Here is a 22738-nt window from a genome sequence, read left to right as displayed (position 1 = left end):
CGCAAGGAAAATTGTGCCATTATGGTCGCTGGTGAGCGTGCCTACAGTCGATGCTTGCATCTGACCCTCCGTGGGTTCGAGTGTGGAAACCCAAACCTACCGGAAAGGCCACGCTCACCGCCCCATGGAATCTACGATACTTACAGTTTCGTAACCTTGCCGCGCATGTGATCCCCAAACCTGTCCGCCCCCGGAATTAAACGCCAGGCTGGCTGTTCTCCTTCATGAACTGATACAAGCGAATCATGGCTAGCGCTCCTGCACACGTGCCCGAACTCGTCCGCGCCACCAGCGTGCGGCAGGTGCGGCTGGTCTGCGGAATCATCCTGTTCTCCTACGTGGTCAGCCATCTCCTCAACCACGCGCTCGGCAATATCTCGGTCGATGCCATGGAGGTCGGGGTCTACTACCACACCGCATTCTGGCAGTTCCTCCCCGTCGCGATCGTGTTCTACACGGCCGCGCTGACCCATATGGGGCTCGGCATCTACGCGCTGTTTCAGCGCCGGCAGTTTCGCTGGAAGACGATCGAACCGCTCCAGCTCGTGCTGGGCTTGAGCATCCCCGCGCTCGTGATGGCGCATGTGATCGGCGTGCGGCTCGGCCAGACGCTGTACGGACACCAGAAGCTCTATCCGCAGGAACTCTATCTGTTCTTCTCGTCGAACCGCATCTGGACGATGACGACTTTGCTGATCATCGCCTGGATCCACGGCTGCATCGGGATCTATTTCTGGCTTCGCCTGAAACCGTTCTTCGCGCGCGCGGCGCCCTATCTGCTCGCAGCCGCGGTGCTGACACCGACGCTTGCGCTGCTCGGCGTCTACCAGGGCGGCCGCAGCGTCATGGTCGAGGCCGACGACGGTGAGTGGCGCACGCACAATCTCACCCGCCGCCAGCTCGGCACGGCCGCCGAGGCCGAGACGCTCGACCGCATCACCGGCGCTCTCACCATCGGCTATTTCGGACTGCTGGGATTGGCGCTCGCAGCACGCGGCGTGCGCGCCTTGCGCGAGCGGCGCGGCGGCATGATCGCGCTGTCCTACGGCAACGGCAAGACGGTGCGCGTGCCCAAGGGTCTGTCCGTGCTGGAAGCGAGCCTGCGCCACAACCTTCCGCATGCCAGCGTGTGCGGCGGCCGCGCCCGCTGCTCGACCTGCCGCATCCGCATCATCGGCGATCATGGCGCCCTGCCCGAGCCGTCACAGCGCGAGGCGTTCGTGCTCGCCCGCGTCGGCACCGCGGATCCCTCGATCCGGCTGGCGTGCCAGTTGCGGCCGGACTGCGACCTCTCCTTCTTCCAGCTCTTCACGCCTCACACGCATTCGGCCGACGGGCAGACCTCGACGTCCACCAGGATCGGCCAGGAGCGCTATCTGGTCAGCCTGTTCGTGGACATGCGCGGCTCGACGCAGCTCGCCGAGAAGCGGCTGCCGTTCGACACCGTCTTCATCGTCAACCGCTTCCTCGGCGCGGTCTCGCAGGCCGTGATCGAGCATGGCGGCCAGCCGAACCAGTTCGTCGGCGACGGCATGCTGGCGCTGTTCGGGCTGTCAGCCGATCCGCAGACCGCCTGCCGGCAGGCGCTGAAGGCTGCGAGCAGCATCGCCACCCATATCGACGAGCTCAACCAGCTCCTCAGTCATGATCTGCGCGAGCCGATCCGCTTCGGCATCGGCATCCACGGCGGCGAAGTCATCATCGGCGACATCGGCTATCGCGATCACATCGTCTTTACCGCGCTCGGCGATGCCGTGAACGTCGCCGCCCGCCTCCAGGACATGACCAAGACGCTGGCTTGCGAAGCCATCGTCTCGGAGGAAGTCCGCAACACCGCCGGCCTTGCCGACGATGCGCTGCCGCAGCAGGAGGTCGCGATCCGTGGCCGCGACGAGCCGATGGCCGTGCGTGTGGTTGCGGACGCGAGGAAGCTGTCGGCCCTCGTCGATCGCGGCGCGCTCGTCGCGGCGTAAGCCGAATTACGCGAGAGGTGCGCTCCCTCTCCCGTTCGCGGGAGAGGTGCAGCGAGCTCGCGGCTGCAGCTCGGCTCAATCGTTACAGACGTAACACCGGCTTGCTGCAACGCAGCGGCATGGGCTTGCTGCGAAAGCACGAATTGACTTCATCCAAATGGTTGAGACAGATGGACGCGGGATCGCGGTGATGACCGTTGATTCAACGAAAAGCTCCGGGAGGAGACCCTATGTTCGATCGACGCGACCTGCTCAAAGGAGCGGGGCTTGCCGCCATGGCGGCCACATTGAATTCCACCAGGGCGCTGGCCCTCGACACCGTCACGCTGCCCTTCGCCAATGGCGAACGGCCGCTGGTGAAATATCCGCAGAAGCGGCCGATGATCGGCCTCACCAGCCGGCCGCCGCAGCTGGAGACGCCGTTCGCGGTGTTCAACGACGGCCCGATCACGCCGAACAACGCGTTCTTCGTGCGCTATCACCTGTCCGACCTGCCCTACAATCTCGACCCCGACAAGTTCACGCTCGAGGTCAAGGGCAAGGTCGACAAGCCGCTCAAACTGTCGCTGAAGGACATCCGGAAGATGAAGGCGACCGAGATCGTCGCCGTCAACCAATGCTCCGGCAACAGCCGTGGCTTCTCGGAGCCGCGCGTTGCCGGCGGCCAGCTCGCCAACGGCGCCATGGGCTGCGCGCGCTGGCGCGGCGTGCCGCTGAAGGCCGTGCTCGAGATGGCAGGCGTGCAGGCCGGCGCCAAGCAGGTGACGTTCGGCGGCATGGACGGCCCGGTCAGCGACAAGACGCCCGACTTCGTCAAGGCGCTCGATCTCGATCACGCCACCGACGGCGAGGTGATGCTGGCCTATGGCATGAACGGCGAGGATCTGCCGTTCCTCAACGGCTTCCCGCTGCGCCTGATCGTGCCCGGCTATTACGGCACCTACTGGCTCAAGCATCTCAACGAGATCACCGTCATCGACAGCGTCTATGACGGCTTCTGGATGAAGTCGGCCTATCGCATCCCCGATACGCCGAACAATTCGATCGAGCCAGGCACGACGCCGAAGGCGACGATCCCGATCAACCGCTTCACCATCCGCTCCTTCATCACCAGCGTCGCCGACGGCGCCAAGCTGAAGGCGGGCCGCACGACGCTGCGCGGCATCGCCTTCGACGGCGGCAAGGGCATCAAGGAGGTGCAGGTCTCCACCGACGGCGGCAAGACCTGGACCAATGCCAATCTCGGCAAGGATCTCGGCAAATACGCATTCCGCGAATGGAAGCTGCCGGTGAAACTCGCGGCGGGCCAAGTCGAGCTGAAGGTTCGCGCCACCGGCAATGGCGGCGAGACGCAGCCGGATACGCCGCGCTGGAACCCGGCGGGTTATTTGCGCAACGTCGTCGAAACCGTCCGCGTCAGCGTGGCCTGAAGGAGAATGATCATGCAGCGCACCGTTCTCCTCGCCGCTTCGCTCACGCTCGCCGCCCTGGTGGGTTCGGCCCTTGCAGCGCCGGTCAATTACAAGATCCCCGATGAGGTCGCAGCGTTCAAGCCAGGGCCCAATCTCGAGGTCGTGCAAGGCAATTGCACCGCCTGCCACTCGTCCGACTACATCGCCACGCAGCCGTTGATGAAGGACAGGAAAGGCTTCTGGCAGGCCGAGGTGACCAAGATGATCAAGGTCTATGGCGCACCGATCGACGATGCCGATGTCGGCAAGATCGTCGATTATCTGGCCGCGACGTATTGACGGAGGGCGCGCGGCGTGCCGGTCATTTGACCGCGAAACGGGCAAAACCGGCAAAAACGCCGCGAAGTTGAGCGGAATTCGGCGAAAGGCTGATGTGGTTTGAGCTACCAAGCCTGCCACATTCCGCGTATCCTGTAGGACCGAACCGGCCGGTTGGCGGGGACTGGCGGTTCGAGATGTTGGAGGAAGACCCGCGGAGAAGTCGTGATGGCTAAAGGTACGGTCAAGTGGTTCAACCCGACGAAGGGTTATGGATTTATCCAGCCTGCGTCGGGCGGCAAGGATGTGTTCGTGCATATCTCAGCGGTGCAGAAGGCCGGTCTGTCGACCCTCAACGAGGGACAGACGGTTGAGTACGAAGAGATCGCAAACCGGGGCAAGACCTCCGCAGAAAACCTCAAAGTATAAGCCCGCCAGCGTTTCGCTGCCTCCCGGATCAGCTCCGGGAGCGAGGCCAAGAAAATTTAGAAGACGGCCAGTGCATTCGACGACAGGCGTTGCGTTTGCACAAGGATAGCTATTTTTCCCGTGAAGGCCGCTGATTCAACGCCACCAGCAATGACAATCGCGATCGCACTTCCCTAGCCGACCGGCAACGGTGCGTCGCGCTTGATCTCTTCCATCACCGCATAGGTCCGCGTCTCGCGCACACCCGGCATCGACAGCAGGGTCTCGCCGAGGAAGCGTCGATAGGCGGTCATGTCCGCAAGCCGCGCCTTCACCAGATAATCGAAACCGCCTGCAACCATGTGACACTCGAGCACTTCGGGCGCGAGTTTTACCGCGCGTGCGAAGCGCTCGAAATTGTCGGGCGTGGTCTTGTCGAGCAGCACCTCGACGAACACCAAGAGACCGAGGCCAAGCCGGTGCGGATTGAGCCGCGCGCCGTAGCCTTCGACGAAGCCCTCCCGCTGCAGGCGCTTCAGCCGCTCGCCGATCGAGGTCGGCGACAGGCCGATGCGTTCGGCGAGCTCGACATTGGCGATTCGGCCATCTTCCTGCAAAATCGCGAGGATTTTCCGGTCGATGCGATCGAGTTCCATATTTTATCTGGCTAAATTGATATCTAGCTTCATTTTCTAAGGCAAACTGGCTAACTTGTCTATCGAACTGCGGTCATGCGGGCCTTATCCTGGATGTCAGTCACAGGACACGCCATGCCAGACATCCCGCCGCCCTTCACCGCCCCCTACGCCCCCGATGATGCCGAGATTGCCGCGCTTCTGTTGCCGGCGTCGCATCTGGCCCCGCCGCAGGAGGCGCGGATCGACCGCACCGCGACGCGGCTGATCGAGGCGATCCGCAAGCGCGACGACCGGCTCGGCGGGGTCGAGGACATGCTGCGGGAGTTCGCGCTCTCGACCAAGGAAGGTCTGGCCTTGATGGTGCTGGCCGAGGCGCTGCTGCGGGTGCCGGACGCACGCACCGCCGACCAGTTCATCGAGGACAAGCTCGGCGAGGGCGACTTCATCCATCACGAGACCAAGTCCACGGCGTTCCTGGTCAACGCCTCGGCCTGGGCGCTCGGCCTGTCGGCGCGGGTGATCCAGCCCGGCGAGACGCCCGACGGCACCATCGGCCGCCTGGTGAAGCGGCTCGGCGCACCCGCGGTGCGCACCGCCACGCGCCAGGCGATGCGGCTGATGGGCAATCATTTCGTGCTGGGCGAGACCATCGAGCAGGCGCTGGAGCGGGGCAAGCCGCGCTCCGGCCAGAAGCCGCGTTATTCCTTCGACATGCTCGGCGAAGGCGCGCGCACGGCGGCCGACGCCAGGCGCTATTTCGACGCCTATGCCAGCGCGATCGAGACCATCGGCAAGGCGGCAGGCCCGCATCCCCTGCCCGACCGGCCCGGCATCTCCGTCAAGCTCTCGGCGCTGCATCCGCGCTTCGAGGCGATCAGCCGCGATCGCGTGATGGCCGAGCTGGTACCGCTGCTGCTGGACCTCGCGCAGCGCGCCAAGGCGCATGATCTGAACTTCACCGTCGATGCCGAGGAGGCCGACCGGCTGGAGCTGTCGCTCGACGTGATCGCGGCAACGCTCGCCGATCCCTCGCTGGCAGGCTGGGACGGATTCGGCCTGGCGATCCAGGCCTACCAGAAGCGCGCCTCAGCGGTGATCGACTATGTCGACGCACTCGCCCGCGCGCATGACCGCAAGCTGATGGTGCGGCTGGTCAAGGGCGCCTATTGGGACACCGAGATCAAGCGCGCACAGGAGCGCGGGCTCGACGGCTATCCCGTGTTCACGCGCAAGGCGATGACGGATCTGAACTACGTCGCCTGCGCGTCGAAGCTTCTGAGCCTGCGGCCGCGCATCTTCCCGCAATTCGCCACCCACAATGCGCTGACGGTCGCGACCGTGCTGGAGCTTGCGCACGGCAGCGGCGGCTTCGAATTCCAGCGCCTGCACGGCATGGGCGAAGCGCTCTACGAGCAACTTGCCAAGGATCACCCTGATATTGCCTACCGCACCTATGCACCGGTCGGCAGCCATCGCGACCTGCTCGCTTATCTGGTGCGGCGGCTGTTGGAGAACGGCGCCAATTCGTCATTCGTAGCGCAGGCCGCCGATTATCGCGTGCCGGTCCCGGCGCTGCTGCAGCGTCCGGCGGACGCCATCGTCCGCCCGCAAGCGGCGGCGCATCCCAAAATTCCATTGCCGGCCGATCTGTTCGGACCGGAGCGACGCAATTCGCGTGGCGTCGAGTTCGGCGCGCGTGCCGCGCTCGATCAGTTGCTGGCGGACGTCAAGGCCGGAACATCCGGCCTCAAGCCCATCGCCGATGCAACGCCTGATCAGGCCAATGCGGCCGTGACGTCCGCGCGCGCCGGCTTTGCCGCCTGGAGCCGAACGCCGGCGGCCGTGCGCGCGGCGGCGCTGGAGCAGGCCGCGCACCTGCTCGAGAGCCGCGGCGCGCAGTTCCTCGCGCTGCTGCAAAGCGAGGGCGGCAAGACGCTCGACGACGCGCTGTCGGAGCTGCGCGAAGCCGCCGATTTCTGCCGCTACTACGCGGCGCAAGGGCGCAAGCAGTTCGGCGCTGAGGCCGCCATGCCGGGCCCGACCGGCGAAAGCAACGCGCTCGCGATGCGCGGGCGCGGCGTGTTCGTGGCGATCTCGCCGTGGAATTTTCCGCTGGCGATCTTCCTCGGCCAGGTCGCGGCGGCGCTGATGGCCGGCAACAGCGTGGTGGCAAAGCCCGCCGAGCAGACCCCGCGCATCGCGCGCGAAGCGGTCGCCCTGCTGCACGAGGCCGGCATCCCCAGAAGCGCACTGCATCTCGTCACCGGCGACGGCCGCATCGGCGCGGTGCTGACCGCGCATGCCGACATCGCCGGCGTCGTCTTCACCGGCTCGACCGAGGTCGCGCGGGCGATCAACCGGACGCTCGCCGCCAAGGATGGGCCGATCGTGCCGCTGATCGCCGAGACCGGCGGCATCAACGCCATGATCGCCGATGCCACCGCGCTGCCCGAGCAGGTCGCCGACGACGTCGTGACCTCGGCGTTCCGCTCCGCCGGCCAGCGCTGCTCGGCGCTGCGGCTGCTGTTCGTGCAGGAGGACGTCGCCGACCGCATGATCGAGATGATCGCGGGCGCGGCGCGCGAGTTGAAGATCGGCGATCCCTCGGATGTCGCGACCCATGTCGGGCCGGTGATCGACCAGGAGGCCAAGCAGCGGCTCGATGCGCATATCGCGCGGATGAAGACGGAAGCACGGCTGCACTTTGCCGGCACCGCGCCGGAAGGCTGCTTCGTGGCCCCGCACATCTTCGAGCTCAGGGACGCCGGCCAGCTCACCGAGGAGGTGTTCGGCCCGATCCTCCACGTCGTGCGCTACCGCGCCGAAAGCCTCGAGCGCGTCCTGCAGGCGATCGACCGCACCGGCTACGGACTCACGCTCGGCGTCCATTCCCGCATCGACGATACGATCGAGGCCATCATCGACCGCGTCCAGGTCGGCAACATCTACGTCAACCGCAACATGATCGGCGCCGTGGTCGGCGTACAGCCGTTCGGCGGCAACGGCCTGTCCGGAACCGGCCCCAAGGCCGGCGGCCCGCATTACCTGGCGCGCTTTGCGACCGAGCAGACCGTGACGATCAACACCGCGGCAGCCGGCGGCAACGCTGCTCTGCTTGCGGGGGAGGAGTGAGGCCCTGCGCCCGGCGCCGTTGCATCCCGGCAAAACATCGGTCTAATGGCTCCCATGACTTGGCCCGCGCCAATTCCAGCGCGCGGGAAACAACAAGAGCGAGGGAGCAACGCCGCGATGGAAAAGGGCATTTTTGCAGGGCTCAAGGTTCTGGACTGCGCGAGCTTCATCGCAGCGCCCGCGGCTGCCACCGTGCTGTCGGATTTCGGCGCCGACGTGATCAAGATCGAGCCGCCCGGGGCCGGCGATCCCTACCGCAATCTGCCCAACATTCCAGGCTATCCGGGCAGCGAGCACAATTACGCGTGGCTGCTGGAGGCCCGCAACAAGAAGAGCATCGCGCTCGACCTCTCAAAGCCCGAGGCGCAGGCGGTGCTCTACAAGCTGGTGGAGGAGGCCGACGTCTTCATCACCAACATGCCGCTGCCGGTGCGCACCAAGCTCGGCATCACCTATGACCACCTCGCCCATCTCAACGACCGGCTGATCTACGCCTCCTTCACCGGCTACGGCGAGAAGGGCGAGGAAGCCAACAAGCCCGGCTTCGACAGCAATGCCTATTGGGCGCGCTCCGGCCTGATGGACCTCGTCCGCGCCGACACCCACACGACGCCGGCCCGTTCGGTCGCCGGCATGGGCGACCATCCCTGCGCCATGGCATTCTACGGCGCGATCGTCACCGCGCTCTATCAGCGCGAGAAGACCGGCAAGGGCTCCCATGTCGCCTCCAATCTGATGGCGAACGGAGTGTGGGCGGCGAGCGTGCTGGCCCAGGCCAAGCTCTGTGGCGCCAAATTCGCCGAGAGACGGCCCCGCGAGCGCGCGCTCAACGCCGTCGCCAACCACTATCAGTGCAAGGATGGCCGCTGGCTGATCCTGTCGCTGCTGAGCGAGGAGAAGCAGTTCCCGACGCTGGCCAAGTGCCTGGGACGCGAGGACCTCATCACCGATCCGCGCTTCGCCACCAAGGCCGACCGCCACGCCCGCTCGGTGGAGCTGATCAAGATCTTCGACGAGACGTTTGCCACCAGGGACCTCGCCGAATGGCGCAAGATTCTCGACGGCAACGGCCTCGTGTTCGGCATCGTCGGCATCCTCGACGACATCCCCAACGACAAGCAGATGCTCGACAACGAGGTGCTGGTGCCGTTCGAGAACGACACCATGCTCACCATCTCCAGCCCGATCTGGATCGACGGCGCCAGGAAAGTCCAGCCGCGCAAGCCGCCCGCCGTCGGCGAGCACAGTGACGAGATTTTGCGCTTGGCGGGATACGACGAGAAGGCGATCAAGCAGCTGCGGTCGTCGGGGGCTGTGGGGTAAGGTAGAGCCGCCCCAACCTCCGTCATTGCGAGCGCAGCGAAGCAATCCAGACTGTATCCGCGGATGCATTGCTGGATTGCTTCGCTGCGCTCGCAATGACGGGGAGGGACCATCTCGTTATAACAATCGGCAAACACCAAATGCCGCGAGATCCCCATGCCCAGCTATCGCCTGCACTACTTCCCGGAATCCGGTAACAGCTACAAGCTGGCGCTGATGCTCACGCTGTGCGGCGAGACGTTCGAGCCGGTGTGGACCGATTTCGGCGGCGGCGTCACGCGCACGGCGGAGTGGCGCAAGGCCGTGAACGAGATGGGCGAGATCCCCGTGCTCGAGGTCGACGGCGTGAAGATGACACAGACGGCGCCGCTGCTGCTCAAGCTTGCCGAGCAATACGGCCGCTTCGGCGCCGAGACGGAGGCCGAAAAATTCGAGCTGCTGCGCTGGCTGTTCTGGGACAACCAGAAGCTCACCGGCTATATGGCGACCTATCGTTTCATGCGGGCCTTCACCGAGAAAAACGACCCGCAGGTGCTAAAACATTTTCGCCGGCGGCTCGACGACTTCCTCGGCATTCTCGACGGCCATCTCCAGCACAACACTTTTGCGATCGGCAGCAAGCCAACCGTCGCCGATATCTCGATGATGGCCTATCTGCACTATCCGAGCGACGAGCACGGTTTTGATTTCGCCGCGAGCCATCCCGCGATCCACGCCTGGCTCCGCCGCATGGCCGCGCTGCCCGGCTGGAAGCCGGCCTACGAGCTGTTGCCCGGCAAGCGGATGACGAATTACGCGAAGTGAGGGCTACCTCAGCGCCAGCCAGCCGAGCGTGAACAGGATGCCGCCGACGATGACGACCACCGCGACCGCCCAGGTGCTGACGCGGATGCTGCCGGCGACCTGCTTGGCTTCCTCATTGCGCGCGATCTCGCGATTGCGCTCCTTGTTGGCTTCGCTCGTGTCCGTCATGGGTCATCCGAACCTGTTGAGGGCGGGCCTAACGCGTCTTGATGAAGCACATGCCGATGCGGCTCGAGGCCGCGGCAGCCTGACAGGTCAAACCCTTAGCACAGCTCCATGACGTAAAACTCCTGTCGGGCGTTCCCGATCCCGCAATTTGCAGGGAACAATGCGCGCCCCAGCCGTCCTGATATTCGGTGCCGGCGAGCTCCTGGCTGCCGCGGGTCTGGGGCCGGCTGGCGAATCCGCGCGAGAAATCAGGACGTTTGCCTGCGGCGAACGCGGTCAGGATGTCGCGGCGGCGGACCTGGTCGCCGAAGAAATGCGGCGAGGCCGGCACGATGGTGGAATTGGACGGCTTGTCCGCCAGCCAGTCGACACCGGGGAAATGGAAGCCGCCGATGCCGCGGGTCTGGTGGCAGCCGGCGCAGGTGACGTCGTTGAGACGGCGCTGGAAACCCGCGACCGAACGGATGTTCTGCAAGTCCCCACGCGCGGCGGCCTGCTTCAGCGCGCCGACCACGTCGTCGTCGGAGAACACCGGCTCGCCCTTTGCTTCTCCTTGCATCATGCCGAATTCCGGCTGCATCGCCGACGCATCGAGACCGGCGGGGGTCGGCACCAAGGCGGCTTTGGCCAGGAATTTCTCGGGGATCAGCACGGTGCCGCGATCGAACGCGCGCAGATTGTCCGGCGCAAGCAGCCAGGCCTTGAAATCGCGCCGGAGCGCGTCGTCCGCGACAATGCGGTCACGATCGATCTGGTTCTCCAGCGTCGATTCCTCAAAGGTCTTCGTCGCGGCATTGTACTTGAACACCTTGAGCAGATAGTCGGAGCGGAAATCGTGCAGCGCCGATTTCGGCGCGATCGAGATCTGGATGTTGGTCTCGATGCGGTCGAGCATCGCATCGGAGCTGCTGCCGATCAGGCCCTGCCAGTCGCCATTGTCGAGCCAGCGCCGTGCGACCTCGGCGCAGGTGACCGGCTTGCCGTTTGCATCGGTCTGGCGTGCATCCCGCGCCTTCATCACCAGATTGAACGTCATCGGCAGGCGCGCTGCGGTCTTGCCGCCGTCCGGCCTGTTCTCGAAACGCGCGAGACGGTAGATCAGCCGGATCTCGCCGCAGGGCTCTTCCGAGACATAGGCGCGGTCCATGCGGTTGACGATGCCGGCAAGCACGAAGCGCGTGTCGGGGGATTTCAAGTTGGCGCGGTCGAACAGCTGCACGTCAAAGCCTTCACCGACGCCGATGGTCTCGGTCGGATAGGCCGCCTTCTGACGGGCAACGTAACGGTCGAACTCCGCATCGATCGCGGGCTGGATCTCCTTGAGTTGCGGCAGGGATGCGAACAGCAGATCGGTCGTCAGCGGAGTGTTCGCGCTGCGCTCCGGCCATAGCAGGCGCGAGATCGTGAGCGTGTCGTTCTGGTCGAGCTTGCGCAGCAGATCGGGATCGGTGATCGCGGTGCCGCGCGTCAGCGGCACGCTCTCCGCTGCGAACAGCGAGACGGTGCCGCCCAGCAAGACGGCGGCAGCAATTAGAATTCGCAACGCGCGGCTCATGCCTTCAGTAACACCGCACGCGCGCGCCTATTCAAGCAAAAAGGCGCTTCACATGGTGGTGAAGCGCCTCCTTGAAGATCGGATGTGAGCCGCTCAGGCTACTGTTTGAGCATGATCTTTTCGGAAAACCGCTTCGCACTTTTCCGGATCATGCTCAGCGCGCCGTGATCAGGCCCTTGCTGGTGACGACCACCCAGCGGCCGTCCTGGCGGCGGATCGCGTCGACGCGGCCGACGCCGGGGATGGGATCGCCGGCATAGACCTCATAGAGGCCGTCGCGGCCCTCGATCAGTGCGCCGCCATTGGAGACGTCGCGCAGCCTCCAGCCTTCGATCGTCGGCAGGCGGCCGACCTCGGTCTTGGGCGCGGCGGATACCGGTGCGGCGGCAGCGGTCGCAACCTGGGTCGGCGCGATCGAGCCGGTGGCTTCCTTGGACGCAGCAGCGGCGGCCTGTGCCGGGGCGGCGGGCGGCGTGGCGCGGAGCTTGTCGACGGTCTCCGACAGCTTTGCGATCTTGGCCATCGGCTCGGCCTGCGCCTTCTCGAGCTTGTCGAGGCGGTCGTTTGCGCGGTTGAACTGGCTGAGGCCGGTCTTGGAGGTGTGCTCGACATTCGCCTTGAGCGCGACGACGTCGGCATCGATCCGGGCCACCGAGGATTCCAGCGCGCTGGTGTCGGCGACCTGCGCCGGCGCGGCGGCCGGCGCGGCGAAATGCATCATGCCGGCGGTCGCGAGCGCGCCGCTGATCGCACCGACGCCGGCGGCGATCGCCACCACCGCGGCCATTGCCGACAGGCGGCGCTTGCTGCCGGTCTCGCGCACTTCGTCCGCCTTCACATGCGGGGCAAACTCTTCGCGATCCCAGGAGCGCTCCGAGGGCGCCATGACGATGAGCTTGCCGGGCTTCGGCTCGGGCTTGGTCTCGGCCTTGATCTCGGCTTTCGGCTCAACCTTGGCTTCGAACTTCGGCACCTCGATCCGCGGTGGCTCGATCTTGGGAGCTTCGACCTTGGGGACCTCGGCCTTCACCGGATCGGCCTTGGGCAGCGTCTCGTGGTCGGGGGCAATCGAGGGAGCCTCGATGCCGGCAGCCTCGACAGCCTGCGGCGCGGTCGCGGCGGCGTCGACGCTGTTATCCTGGGCAGCCTGCTCAGCCATTGGTTCGCTCACAGTTCAAATACTCCACGCTGGATTGACCTTTTGGTAACTTTCATTGCTTGCGAAATCCTTACCTCGGGACCCGCTTACCGAAATTTTAGGAAGTTATCCGGGGCCGAATTTGGCCGGGAAAGTGGAACCGGTGTGGCGGGCGTGAAACAATTTGTCACTGCGAAGATGAACGGCGGCGCAACGGCCAGGCCGGCGCGCATCTCCATCGTCATTGCGAGGAGCGAAGCGACGAAGCAATCCAGACTACTTCCACGGAGAGATTCTGGATTGCTTCGCTTCCGCCGTCGCTCTTCGAGCTATGGCGGACAAGCCGCTCGCAATGACGGCGGCTAGAATGGAGGACTACATCACCACCGGCGCATCCGGCAGCTCGTTCGGTTGCGGGCCGCTTGGCGGGAAGTGGCGTGCCAGCTCGCGCGACACCGCGGCGATGCCGCTGGTGACGCCATGCTCGAACCGGCCCGACCTGAACTCGGCTTCCATGGCGCGGCAGATGGTTTCCCAGCCCGCAGGCCCCACCTTGGCGTCGATGCCGCGGTCGGCGATGATCTCGACGTCGCGATCGGCAAGCAGGAGATAGATCAGGACGCCGTTGTTGTGCGCGGTGTCCCAGATCCGTAAGTGCGAGAACACGTCGAGCGCCCGCGCGCGCGCCGGCTGGTTGCTGAACAGCGGACGGCCGTCGAGCGCACCTTCGACGACGAAACGCACTTGACCGGAATGGGTGCTCTCACCCTGCCTGATCGCCTGTTCGATACGGCCGAGCACCGCCGGCGGAAAGATCTGTTTCGCCCGCCAATGATGCTGCACGAGATGTCTGGCAATGCGCTTGATGCTCATGACCGCTACCAGCTCCCCGAGGCGCCGCCGCCGCCGAAACTGCCACCGCCGCCGCTGAAGCCGCCGCTGTCGCTCGACGATCCGCTGCTCCAGCCGCCGCCCGACGAGCCGCTCGACCACGAGCCGCGGCGCGACGATCCCGTGCTTGGCGTCATCGCTGCAAACAGATCCGCGACGAACCCGATGATGAAGCCGACGGCGCCGAGGGCCAGCGCCAGCGCGAACGAGCCGAGAATGATCCAGCTCAGCACCGCGATGATGCCGCCGGTCGCCAATGATCCGACCAGCCGCCCCAGCATGGCGCGGAAGAATCCGCCGACGCCGATGGCGGCGAACAGCGTGACGATGAAGAGCGGCGCGAGATCGTCCAGATTGCCGAAATTCACGGTGGGTGAAGGAACCGGCAGCGGCTCGCCGTCGATGACGCGGATCATGCGGTCGACGCCGTCCGAGATACCGCCGGCAAAATCGCCCGTCCTGAATTTCGGCGTGATGATCTCGTCGATGATCCGCCGCGAGGTGACGTCGGTGAGCGCGCCTTCGAGACCATAGCCGACCTCGATGCGCAGATGCCGGTCGTTCTTGGCGACGACGAGGATCGCGCCGTCGTCGACCTTCTTCCGGCCGATCTTCCAGGCCTCTCCAACACGGATCGAGAACTGCTCGATCGTCTCCGGCTGCGTGGTCGGCACGATCAGGACAGCAATTTGGCTACCCTTGCGCGTCTCGAAATCGCGCAGCTTTTGCGACAGCGCGGCGATGTCGCCGCTGGACAGCGTGCCGGTCTGGTCGACGACGCGGCCGGTGAGCTGTGGGACTGCGACATCGGCGAAGGCGGGGGCGACGAAGGTGAGGAGGAATGCGAATACAACAAGCGCCCGCGACAACCTCGCTGTCATCGCCCGGCTCGACCGGGCGATCCAGTATTCCAGAGACGTTCGTGGCCTACGGAAAGGCCGCGGCGTACTGGATTCCCCGCTTGCCGCCTGCGCTAAAGCTTCGGCGCGCCCAAGACCGAAACCTCGGCGAAGCCTTGGCGTAGCCGGGTCGCGGGGAATGACAGCGGTGGGTGGGGTGAAGCCCATGCGCAAAACAACGCGCGCTTACTTCGACGGCGCGGGCGCCGGGTTGAAATCGACCTTCGGCGCGGTCGAGATCTCCTTCTCGTTCTCGACCGTGAAATTCGGCTTCTCCTTGTAGCCGAACACCATCGCGGTGAGATTGCTCGGGAACGAGCGGACGGTGACGTTATAGTCCTGCACCGCCTTGATGTAGCGGTTGCGCGCTACCGTGATGCGATTCTCAGTGCCCTCGAGCTGCGACATCAGATCCTTGAACAGCGCATCCGACTTGAGCTGCGGGTAGTTTTCCGTGACCACAAGCAGGCGCGAGAGCGCGCTGGACAGCTCGCCCTGGGCGGCCTGGAATTTCTGGAAGGCCGCGGGATCATTCAGCACCTCCGGTGTCGCCTGGATGCTGCCGACCTTGGCGCGCGCATTGGTGACGCCGAGCAGCACGTCCTTCTCCTGCTGCGCAAAGCCCTTCACCGAATTGACGAGGTTGGGCACGAGATCGGCGCGGCGCTGATACTGGTTCACCACCTCGGACCAGTTCGACTTGATCTGCTCGTCCTCGCTCTGGATCGCGTTGTATCCGCAATTAGTCAGGCTGAGCGACGCCAGCGCCGCCAGCACGGTCAGGATCTTGCGCATCAAATTTCTCCCGGTGGAATCGGAAGCAACCTATCAGATTGGGCGCGAAAAGCAGCCGATTTACGCAAGCCTCTTGCCTATCCCTGGCCGACATAGTCAACTCGACGGAACAACAAGACGAATTGGAAACGCCAGGGGGAACGCGATGTCCTCGTTCGAGACCATCCTCGTGGAGCGGCCGGAGCCGACGATCGTCCGGATCGTGATGAACCGGCCCGAGGCGCGCAACGCACAAAACCTGCAGATGACCTACGACCTCAACGCCGCCTTCGACGAAGCGGTGCAGGACGACGCGGTCAAGGTCGTCATCCTTGCCGGCAACGGGCCGCACTTCTCATCGGGCCATGACCTGCGCCCCGGCGGCAAAAATGCCGCAGGCACGGATTTTCCGCCGATAGGAAATTGGGGCGGATTTGCCGAGCCGAATGCGCACGGCCGCTTCGCTCGCGAGCAGGAAATTTATCTCCAGATCACGCGGCGCTGGCGCAATCTCGCCAAGCCCACGATTGCCGAGGTACACGGCAAGTGCATCGCCGGCGGACTGATGCTGGCCTGGGCCTGCGACCTCATCGTCGCCAGCGACGACGCGCAGTTCTGCGACCCCGTGGTGACGATGGGCGTCTGCGGCGTCGAATGGTTCGTCCATCCCTGGGAGCTCGGCCCGCGCAAGGCCAAGGAATTTCTGTTCACCGCCGATAGCTGGAGCGCGCAGGAGGCGCATCAGCTCGGCATGGTCAACCAGGTGGTGCCGCGCGCGGAGCTGTCATCGCGCGTGCTGGAGCTGGCGCGCCGGATCGCATCGAAGCCCTCCTTCGCGCTGAAGCTGACCAAGGAGGCCGTGAACCGCTCGGTCGACGTGATGGGCCAGCCCGCCGCGATCGACCAGGCCTTTGCGCTGCACCAGCTTTGCCATGCCCACAACCTTCAGGAATTCGGCATGGTGGTTGACCCATCGGGCCTGCATCCCTCCGTGCGCAAGCCGCCGGCGGCCGCGGAGTAAAACATGGACCTCAATCTCAGTGACGAGCAACGGCTGCTGCGCGAGAGCGCGGAACGCTTCGTGGCCGAAAGCTACGATGCCGATCACCGCCGCAAGATGGCGAACGACCCGCTCGGCTTCAGCCCTGCGGTGTGGAAGCAGTTCGCCGAGCTCGGCTGGCTGGCGCTGCCGATCGCGGAAGAGTTCGACGGGCTCGGCGGCGGTGCAGTCGAGATCGGCATCTTGATGGAAGCGTTCGGCCGCGGGCTGGTGTCCGAGCCGTATCTCGCGACCGTGGTGCTCGGGGCTGCGCTGATCGAGAGATGCGGCAGCACGGCGCAGAAGCAGGCGCGGCTGCCGAAGGTCGCCGATGGAACGCTGAAACTCGCCTTTGCGCATTCCGAGCGCGCGGCGCGCTTCGATCTCGCCAAGGTCGCGACCACCGCCCACAGGACGGCGCAGGGCTGGCGCCTTGCCGGCAGCAAGATCGCGGTGCTCGACGGCCACGCCGCCGACGAGATCATCGTCTCCGCGCATGTCCATGATCATCAGGGGCGGTCGGGCCGCATCGGCTTGTTCCTGGTGCCGGCGACAACACCGAGTGTTGCCGTCAGCGACTATGAGCGCCTCGGCGGTGGACGGGCCTGCAACATTGAGATGTCGGGCGTAGAACTGCCGGAGGACGCGCTCCTCAGTGACGGCAGCGATGCGCTGCCCGCGATCGAATGGGCCGTCGATCGCGCCATGGCTGCGCTCGGGGCGGAAGCCGTTGGCATCATGCAGACACTGCTCGACACCACGCTCGAATATACCAAGATCCGCAAGCAGTTCGGCCGGCCGCTCTCGGCCAACCAGGTGATCCGCCACCGCCTCGCCGACATGGCGATGCAGGTCGACGAGTCCCGCTCGATGGCGCTGCGTGCCGCGCTGAAGGCCGACAGTCCGCCGGTCGAGCGGGCGCGGGCCGCGTCGGGCGCGAAAGCCAAGATCGGCAAATGCGCGCGCTTCGTCGGCGAGCAGTCGATCCAGCTTCACGGCGGCATGGGCGTCACCGAGGAGCTCGAGGTCGGCGCCTATTTCAAGCGGCTGGTCGCCTTCGACACGCTGTTCGGCGGCAGCGCGCATCATTATGCCCGCCACGCCCAGCTCGGCCGCACCACCCAACCCGCCTGACGAGGAGCGCATCATGGACCTGTCGTTCAATGCCGAAGAGCGCGCCTTCCAGGACGAGGTGCGCGGCTTCATCGCGAAGAATCTCACCGAGGAGATGAAGCGTGCGACGGCGCTGACGCCGTCGGTGTTCTCAGACCCTCCGATCGGCATGGCCTGGCAGCGCGCGCTGCACAGCCGCGGCTGGGGCGCGCCGGGCTGGCCAGTCGAACATGGCGGCCCCGACTGGACGCCGGCGCAGCGCTGGATCTTCGAGACCGAGAGCGCGCGGGCCGGCGTGCCCAATGTGAACGTGATGGGCGTGAAGATGGTCGGGCCGGTCATCATCGGTTTCGGCTCGGCGGAGCAGAAAAATTTCTACCTGCCGCGGATTCTGTCTGGCGAGGATTACTGGTGCCAGGGCTATTCCGAGCCGGGCTCGGGCTCCGATCTCTCGTCACTGAAGACGCGCGCGGTGCGCGACGGCGACGACTACATCATCAACGGCACCAAGATCTGGACCACGCATGCGCATCACGCCAACCGCATGTTCGCGCTGGTGCGCACCAGCGACGGCCCGCGGCAGCAGGACGGCATCAGTTTCATCCTGATCGACATGAAGACGCCGGGCATCACGACGCGCCCGATCCTGACCATCGGCGGCGACCACGAGGTCAACCAGGTGTTTTTCGACGACGTGCGCGTGCCCGTCGCCAACCGCGTCGGCGAGGAAGGCAAGGGCTGGACCTACGGCAAATATCTGCTCGAGTTCGAGCGCGGCTCCGGCATTGCGTCCGCGAAGCTGCGCGAGGGATTGAAGGCGGTCGCGGAGCTTGCCGAATCCGACCTGACCGGCCGCGCCATCGACAGTCCCGATATCGCGACGCGCATCTCGGAGGTCGAGGTCGACATCGACGCGCTTGAGATGACCGAGCTGCGCGTGCTCTCGGCGCTGCAGACCGGGCAAAATCCCGGCGCAGTGTCGTCGATCCTGAAGCTGCGCAACAGCGAGATCCGCCAGGCCGTGACGAAGTTAGGGGTCGACGTGATCGGCCACGACGCGCTTGCCGTCGAGCCGATGCGCCCGCTCTACAAGCTCAACCACGAGCCGGCGTTGCCGGAGGACATGCTGACTGTGGTGCCGGAATATCTCAACGGCCGCGCCTACACGATTTTCGGCGGCACGTCGGAGATCCAGCGCGATATCATCGCGAAGATGATGCTGGGGATTTGAGGCACGGATTCGTAGCCCGGATGGAGCGCAGCGCAATCCGGGACGACAATGACGAGCGGCCCCGGATTTCGCTGTGCTCCATCCGGGCCACGCACCGTCTCTCTTAACTCGCCACCTTCGCGTCCTTGATCGCCTTCCAGATCTTCTGCGGCGTCAGGGGCGTGTTGAGCTGGGTGATGCCGAGCTCGGCGAGTGCGTCCATGACGCCGTTGGTGACGCAGGGCGGGCCGCCGATGGCGCCGGATTCGCCGCAGCCCTTGGCGCCGAGCGGATTGGTGCGGCAGGGTGCGGAATCGTCCAGCGTCACCTCGATCGGCGGCACGTCGTCCGCGCGCGGGATGCAATAGTCCTGGTAGCTCGCGGTGAGGAGCTGGCCGTCGGCATCGTAGGACACGCCTTCATACAGCGCCTGGCCGATGCCCTGCGCGACGCCACCGTGGATCTGGCCGGTGACCAGCATCGGGTTCACGGCGACGCCGACGTCGTCGACGGTGGTGTAGCGCACGACCTTGGAGACGCCGGTCTCCGGATCGATCTCGACCTCGCAGATATGCGTGCCGTTCGGCCAGCTCGGACCATCGACCTCGCCTTCGGAATCGACGCTGAGCTGGGCGCCGCTCTCCTTCTCGGCGATGTCGAACAGGCTGATGCGGCGGTCGGTGCCGACCACGGTGAGCATGCCGCCCTGGTACTCGATGTCCTCGACCGAGGTCTCCAGCACGTTCGCCGCCTTCTCGCGCGCCTTCTGGATCAGATCGTTGGAGGAGACGGCGACCGCGGTGCCGCCGACGAACAGCGAGCGCGAGCCGACGCTGCCGAAGCCCATGGCGAGATCGGTGTCGCCCTGGACGACGTCGATCTTGTCCATGGGGATGCCGAGCGTATCGGAGATCATCTGGGTGTAGGTGGTCTGCAGCCCCTGCCCCATCGCCATGGTGCCGGAGTGCAGGATGACGCGGCCCTGCGAAGTCGCGTGCAGGCTGACCTTCTCGGTGTGGGCGCGACCACCGGTCCATTCGATATAGGAGGTGAGGCCGCGGCCGTAGAGCAGACCCTTCTTCTTCGCCGCCTTCTTGCGCGCGGCAAAGCCGTCCCAGTCCGCGAGCTTCACGGCGCGGTCGAGCATGTGCGCGAAGGCGCCGGAATCGTAAACCTGGCCCGCCGCATTGGTGTAGGGCAGCTGCGCCGGCTTGATGTAGTTGGCTTTCCGGATCGCGCGCGGATCCATGCCGATCTTTCGTGCGGCGGCGTCGAACAGGCGCTCGACGATGAACACCGCTTCGGGTCGGCCGGCGCCGCGATAGGCGCCGACCGGCGCGGTGTGGGTCATCACCGACTTGATCTCGAAATGCACCAGCGGCAGGTCGTAAACGCCGGTCTGCACGAACGGCCCGAGCACCAGCGGAATGATGTTCGCCGCGCCTGAGGAGTATGCGCCGGTGCAGCCGATCGAGGTGACACGATAGGCCAGCACCTTGCCCTTCTCGTCCAGCGCAAAGGACGCAGTCGAGGTCAGATCGCGGCCATGGGTGCCGCCGACGAACTCGTCGGTGCGGTCGCCGCGCCAGCGGATCTTCTTGCTCAGCTTCGTCGCGGCGTAAGCGACGATGCCGTCTTCCGGATAGAGATTGGTCTTCTGGCCAAAGCCGCCGCCGATGTCGCCGACCAGCACGCGGACGCTGTCCTTGGGGCGCTTGAGCACGGCTTCCGCGAGCACGTCGCGGGTCGAGGCCGGGGTCTGCGACTGCACGTGCAGGAGGAGACGGCCGGTCTTCTTGTCGATCTCGGCAATGGTCGAGCGCGGCTCCATCGCCGAGGGGACGAGGCGCTGGCTGACGAGGTCGAGCTCCACGGTGTGCGCGGCCTTGGCGAAGGCCTCGTCCACCTTGGCGGCGTCGCCATAGCTCATCGCGCCGACGATGTTGTCGGGCGCCTCCGGCCACACCACGGGCGCGCCGGGCTTGACGGCCTCGACCGGATCGACCACCGCGGGCTGCACGTCGTATTCGACCACGATCGCTTCGGCCGCGGCCTGCGCTTCCGCGCGCGAGGACGCCACCACCGCCGCCACGGCCTCGCCGGTGTAGCGCACGATCTCATGGGCCAGCAGGCGGCGCGGCGGCACCGTCATCGGCTTGCCGTCCGGGCGCTTGAAGATGCTCAGGGTCGGGATGGTGCCGATGTCGTCCTTGATCAGATCGGCGCCGGTGTAGATCGCGGTGACGCCGGGCATCGATGCCGCAGCGCCGGTGTCGATCGAGACGATCCTGGCGTGGGCGTGCGGCGAGCGCAGCACGTGCAACCACAGCGCGCCGTCCTGCGGCTTGTCGTCGATGAATTGCCCCTTCCCGGTGAGCAGCCGCTGGTCTTCCAAACGCTTGACGGGCTGGCCCGCTCCGAAACGCAAATTGCCGGGAAGGATGTTCATTCCGCTGGGTCCTCTAAGCCTCAAAGTGCGGGCGCCTTTTAGCGGATCGAGGCAGGCGAGACCAGCCGCGCTTTTGGGCGGAAATGCCGCGATTTCGGCATGTCCCAAAGGTCATCGTCATTCCGGGCGTCCGAAGGACGAACCCGGAATGACCGATCAGGCCAGCTCCCTGAGCGCCGCTTCCACGACCTTGCGCGCATCGGCCGTCAGCGGGGCCTGCGGCGGGACGGGGTCGCCGACGTCGTAGCCCTGGATGGCGAGGCCCGCCTTGATGCAGGCGGCGAGGTTGAAGCGGGCAAAGGCCTCGTTGATGCGCCACAGCCGGCGCTGCAGCGCCATGGCTTCGTCCCAGCGTCCGGCCTTGCCGAGGTCGTAGAGCGCAACGCTCTGGCTCGGGATGATGCAGGCCGGGCCCGCCATCCAGCCGAGGCCGCCGATCAGCATCACCGCGGCCGGGATATGGGCGGAGGCCGAGAACACGCGCAGGGAATCGCCGCAGCGATTCATGATCGAGAGCAGCCGGCCGGTGTTGGTCGAGGCGTCCTTGATGTAGCCGATGCGCGGATGCTCGGCGAGGCGCGCGATCACGTCGAGCGTGAGATCGGAGCGCTGGAATTGCGGATTGGTGTAGATGACGACGGGAATGTCGACGGCGTCCGCGATGGCGCGGAAATAGGATTCGACCTGGGCATCGCTGAGCGGGAAATACGCCTCCAGGATCGCCAGGATGCCGTTGGCCCCGAGCTTCTGATACGCCTTCGCCTGCGCCACCGCATCCGCCGTCGAGGTGGAAGCGACGCCGGCCACGACCGGCACCCGGCCCTTTGCGGCCTCGATGGTCGTCTGCACGATCGCCGTGCGCTGCGCGGCATTGAGATAGGCGAACTCGCCGGTCGAACCGAGCGGCGTCAGCCCGTGCACGCCGGCGCCGATCAGATCGTCGCAGAGCTTTGCGAGCACGTTTGTTCGCACCGTGCCGTCGGCATCGACGGGCGAGACGAGATAGGGGAAAACACCGCGAAAATCGGACATGGCGGGAATAAATTCCGGGGAGCTCGAGTCTTGTTCGGCAGGCGTGCGATCCAGCTATCACGGGGCATTGGTGCCAGCAAGCGAGCGGCCTGCGACGAGCGCAATTGTGGTTTTGGGGATTGTCCCGCGGCGTGGGCGGGCCTCGTTGCGTTGCGCCGGTCTCCTCGCGGCTGCGCTGCTCGGGGGCCGAGCTCACGCTGGGGAATGTCCGTCACCGCGTACGGCGCGAGCACTGCACTCGTCAATATCGGTGGCGGCTATCTCCTCAACCGGACCGAGCAACTCGATGTCCATCTGGCCTTCGGCCTCAACCGGAACTCACCGGATTACATCATCGGCGTCGGCTATTCCTATCGCTGGGACAACGCGCTCGGCACCACGACGCCACCACCGCTGAGACATTGACCACTCCTTAAGGACGTTACCTGCCGGCCATCATGTCGCGCCCATCCCCTACGCCTT

General features: G+C 65.5%; 20 protein-coding genes. 11 read left to right on the top strand and 9 right to left on the bottom strand.

Annotated features, from left to right (window positions below; all coding sequences use genetic code 11):
- Positions 1-245: 245 nt before the first annotated feature.
- From VGR99_RS00945 to VGR99_RS00930, 4 genes are all read left to right on the top strand, one after another.
- Positions 246-1973 (top strand): adenylate/guanylate cyclase domain-containing protein, encoded by a 1728-nt coding sequence (locus tag VGR99_RS00945; RefSeq protein WP_326896421.1) that lies wholly within the window; start codon positions 246-248, stop codon positions 1971-1973.
- Positions 1974-2203: 230 nt separating this feature from the next.
- On the top strand, positions 2204-3403 hold the full coding sequence (locus tag VGR99_RS00940; RefSeq protein ID WP_326896420.1) for a molybdopterin-dependent oxidoreductase: 1200 nt from the start codon (positions 2204-2206) through the stop codon (positions 3401-3403).
- 12 nt (positions 3404-3415) lie between these two features.
- Positions 3416-3724 carry a cytochrome c gene (locus VGR99_RS00935; RefSeq protein WP_326896418.1) on the top strand — a complete coding sequence of 103 codons (309 nt, stop codon included), beginning with the start codon at positions 3416-3418 and terminating at the stop codon, positions 3722-3724.
- A gap of 207 nt (positions 3725-3931) precedes the next feature.
- A complete protein-coding gene (locus tag VGR99_RS00930) occupies positions 3932-4132 on the top strand; it encodes a cold-shock protein (RefSeq protein ID WP_008563500.1) in 201 nt (66 codons plus the stop codon).
- A 173-nt stretch (positions 4133-4305) separates the two neighbouring features.
- Here the strand turns inward: VGR99_RS00930 and VGR99_RS00925 are convergent, their stop codons facing one another.
- A complete protein-coding gene (locus VGR99_RS00925) occupies positions 4306-4767 on the bottom strand; it encodes an Lrp/AsnC ligand binding domain-containing protein (RefSeq protein WP_129274244.1) in 462 nt (153 codons plus the stop codon).
- Positions 4768-4881: 114 nt separating this feature from the next.
- Here VGR99_RS00925 and putA point away from each other — a divergent pair, with 114 nt between their 5' ends.
- From putA to VGR99_RS00910, 3 genes are all read left to right on the top strand, one after another.
- Positions 4882-7881, top strand: coding sequence for a bifunctional proline dehydrogenase/L-glutamate gamma-semialdehyde dehydrogenase PutA (putA, locus tag VGR99_RS00920; RefSeq protein WP_326896416.1), 3000 nt, complete (start codon positions 4882-4884; stop codon positions 7879-7881).
- Positions 7882-7998: 117 nt separating this feature from the next.
- Positions 7999-9204, top strand: a complete 1206-nt coding sequence (locus VGR99_RS00915; protein WP_326896415.1) for a CoA transferase — start codon at positions 7999-8001, stop codon at positions 9202-9204.
- A 156-nt stretch (positions 9205-9360) separates the two neighbouring features.
- Positions 9361-10008 carry a glutathione S-transferase family protein gene (locus VGR99_RS00910; protein WP_326896414.1) on the top strand — a complete coding sequence of 216 codons (648 nt, stop codon included), beginning with the start codon at positions 9361-9363 and terminating at the stop codon, positions 10006-10008.
- 3 nt (positions 10009-10011) lie between these two features.
- Here the strand turns inward: VGR99_RS00910 and VGR99_RS00905 are convergent, their stop codons facing one another.
- The 6 genes from VGR99_RS00905 to VGR99_RS00880 form a co-directional block, all read right to left on the bottom strand.
- Entirely contained in the window at positions 10012-10176 is a 165-nt protein-coding gene (locus VGR99_RS00905) for a hypothetical protein (protein WP_326896413.1), read from the bottom strand.
- A gap of 28 nt (positions 10177-10204) precedes the next feature.
- A complete protein-coding gene (locus VGR99_RS00900; protein ID WP_326896412.1) occupies positions 10205-11731 on the bottom strand; it encodes a hypothetical protein in 1527 nt (508 codons plus the stop codon).
- Between the two features lie 154 nt (positions 11732-11885).
- Positions 11886-12890 carry a hypothetical protein gene (locus VGR99_RS00895; protein WP_326896411.1) on the bottom strand — a complete coding sequence of 335 codons (1005 nt, stop codon included), beginning with the start codon at positions 12888-12890 and terminating at the stop codon, positions 11886-11888.
- A gap of 354 nt (positions 12891-13244) precedes the next feature.
- A complete protein-coding gene (locus VGR99_RS00890; RefSeq protein WP_326896410.1) occupies positions 13245-13742 on the bottom strand; it encodes a TPM domain-containing protein in 498 nt (165 codons plus the stop codon).
- Between the two features lie 5 nt (positions 13743-13747).
- Positions 13748-14641 (bottom strand): YgcG family protein, encoded by an 894-nt coding sequence (locus VGR99_RS00885; protein WP_326896409.1) that lies wholly within the window; start codon positions 14639-14641, stop codon positions 13748-13750.
- Positions 14642-14845: 204 nt separating this feature from the next.
- A complete protein-coding gene (locus VGR99_RS00880; RefSeq protein WP_326896408.1) occupies positions 14846-15454 on the bottom strand; it encodes a LemA family protein in 609 nt (202 codons plus the stop codon).
- A 145-nt stretch (positions 15455-15599) separates the two neighbouring features.
- Between VGR99_RS00880 and VGR99_RS00875 the strand changes: the two genes are divergently transcribed.
- From VGR99_RS00875 to VGR99_RS00865, 3 genes are read left to right on the top strand one after another with little or no spacing between them, the layout of a single operon-like run.
- Complete coding sequence (locus VGR99_RS00875) at positions 15600-16454, top strand: enoyl-CoA hydratase (protein WP_326896407.1); 855 nt, start codon at positions 15600-15602, stop codon at positions 16452-16454.
- A 3-nt stretch (positions 16455-16457) separates the two neighbouring features.
- The gene (locus VGR99_RS00870) at positions 16458-17606 is read left to right on the top strand and encodes an acyl-CoA dehydrogenase (protein WP_326896406.1); all 1149 of its coding nucleotides are present in this window, start codon (positions 16458-16460) and stop codon (positions 17604-17606) included.
- A 13-nt stretch (positions 17607-17619) separates the two neighbouring features.
- Positions 17620-18816 carry an acyl-CoA dehydrogenase family protein gene (locus tag VGR99_RS00865; RefSeq protein WP_326896405.1) on the top strand — a complete coding sequence of 399 codons (1197 nt, stop codon included), beginning with the start codon at positions 17620-17622 and terminating at the stop codon, positions 18814-18816.
- A 103-nt stretch (positions 18817-18919) separates the two neighbouring features.
- Here VGR99_RS00865 and VGR99_RS00860 read toward each other — a convergent pair whose 3' ends face one another.
- Together VGR99_RS00860 and VGR99_RS00855 are read right to left on the bottom strand one after the other, a co-directional pair.
- Positions 18920-21244, bottom strand: a complete 2325-nt coding sequence (locus VGR99_RS00860; protein ID WP_326896404.1) for a xanthine dehydrogenase family protein molybdopterin-binding subunit — start codon at positions 21242-21244, stop codon at positions 18920-18922.
- A gap of 156 nt (positions 21245-21400) precedes the next feature.
- Entirely contained in the window at positions 21401-22276 is an 876-nt protein-coding gene (locus tag VGR99_RS00855; protein ID WP_326896403.1) for a dihydrodipicolinate synthase family protein, read from the bottom strand.
- A 204-nt stretch (positions 22277-22480) separates the two neighbouring features.
- On the opposite strand from VGR99_RS00855, the gene VGR99_RS00850 reads away from it, so the two are divergent.
- Positions 22481-22681 carry a hypothetical protein gene (locus tag VGR99_RS00850; protein ID WP_326896402.1) on the top strand — a complete coding sequence of 67 codons (201 nt, stop codon included), beginning with the start codon at positions 22481-22483 and terminating at the stop codon, positions 22679-22681.
- The last annotated feature ends 57 nt before the right edge of the window (positions 22682-22738 follow it).

Origin of the sequence: Bradyrhizobium sp. (assembly GCF_035935975.1) — a bacterium.
In the GTDB taxonomy this organism is placed as follows: Bacteria; Pseudomonadota; Alphaproteobacteria; order Rhizobiales; family Xanthobacteraceae; genus Bradyrhizobium.
The sequence above is the reverse complement of the archived record's forward strand: the minus strand, read 5'-3'. Positions and strand labels throughout refer to the sequence as shown.

Coding starts and splice junctions, on each gene's coding strand:
- VGR99_RS00870 (WP_326896406.1), top strand. CDS start 16,458: ATGGACCTCAATCTCAGTGACGAGCAACGGCTGCTGCGCGAGAGCGCG.
- VGR99_RS00905 (WP_326896413.1), bottom strand. CDS start 10,176: ATGACGGACACGAGCGAAGCCAACAAGGAGCGCAATCGCGAGATCGCG.
- VGR99_RS00855 (WP_326896403.1), bottom strand. CDS start 22,276: ATGTCCGATTTTCGCGGTGTTTTCCCCTATCTCGTCTCGCCCGTCGAT.
- VGR99_RS00885 (WP_326896409.1), bottom strand. CDS start 14,641: ATGACAGCGAGGTTGTCGCGGGCGCTTGTTGTATTCGCATTCCTCCTC.
- VGR99_RS00865 (WP_326896405.1), top strand. CDS start 17,620: ATGGACCTGTCGTTCAATGCCGAAGAGCGCGCCTTCCAGGACGAGGTG.
- putA (WP_326896416.1), top strand. CDS start 4,882: ATGCCAGACATCCCGCCGCCCTTCACCGCCCCCTACGCCCCCGATGAT.
- VGR99_RS00860 (WP_326896404.1), bottom strand. CDS start 21,244: ATGAACATCCTTCCCGGCAATTTGCGTTTCGGAGCGGGCCAGCCCGTC.
- VGR99_RS00925 (WP_129274244.1), bottom strand. CDS start 4,767: ATGGAACTCGATCGCATCGACCGGAAAATCCTCGCGATTTTGCAGGAA.
- VGR99_RS00850 (WP_326896402.1), top strand. CDS start 22,481: ATGTCCGTCACCGCGTACGGCGCGAGCACTGCACTCGTCAATATCGGT.
- VGR99_RS00935 (WP_326896418.1), top strand. CDS start 3,416: ATGCAGCGCACCGTTCTCCTCGCCGCTTCGCTCACGCTCGCCGCCCTG.
- VGR99_RS00895 (WP_326896411.1), bottom strand. CDS start 12,890: ATGGCTGAGCAGGCTGCCCAGGATAACAGCGTCGACGCCGCCGCGACC.
- VGR99_RS00900 (WP_326896412.1), bottom strand. CDS start 11,731: ATGAGCCGCGCGTTGCGAATTCTAATTGCTGCCGCCGTCTTGCTGGGC.
- VGR99_RS00915 (WP_326896415.1), top strand. CDS start 7,999: ATGGAAAAGGGCATTTTTGCAGGGCTCAAGGTTCTGGACTGCGCGAGC.
- VGR99_RS00945 (WP_326896421.1), top strand. CDS start 246: ATGGCTAGCGCTCCTGCACACGTGCCCGAACTCGTCCGCGCCACCAGC.
- VGR99_RS00940 (WP_326896420.1), top strand. CDS start 2,204: ATGTTCGATCGACGCGACCTGCTCAAAGGAGCGGGGCTTGCCGCCATG.
- VGR99_RS00890 (WP_326896410.1), bottom strand. CDS start 13,742: ATGAGCATCAAGCGCATTGCCAGACATCTCGTGCAGCATCATTGGCGG.
- VGR99_RS00880 (WP_326896408.1), bottom strand. CDS start 15,454: ATGCGCAAGATCCTGACCGTGCTGGCGGCGCTGGCGTCGCTCAGCCTG.
- VGR99_RS00930 (WP_008563500.1), top strand. CDS start 3,932: ATGGCTAAAGGTACGGTCAAGTGGTTCAACCCGACGAAGGGTTATGGA.
- VGR99_RS00910 (WP_326896414.1), top strand. CDS start 9,361: ATGCCCAGCTATCGCCTGCACTACTTCCCGGAATCCGGTAACAGCTAC.
- VGR99_RS00875 (WP_326896407.1), top strand. CDS start 15,600: ATGTCCTCGTTCGAGACCATCCTCGTGGAGCGGCCGGAGCCGACGATC.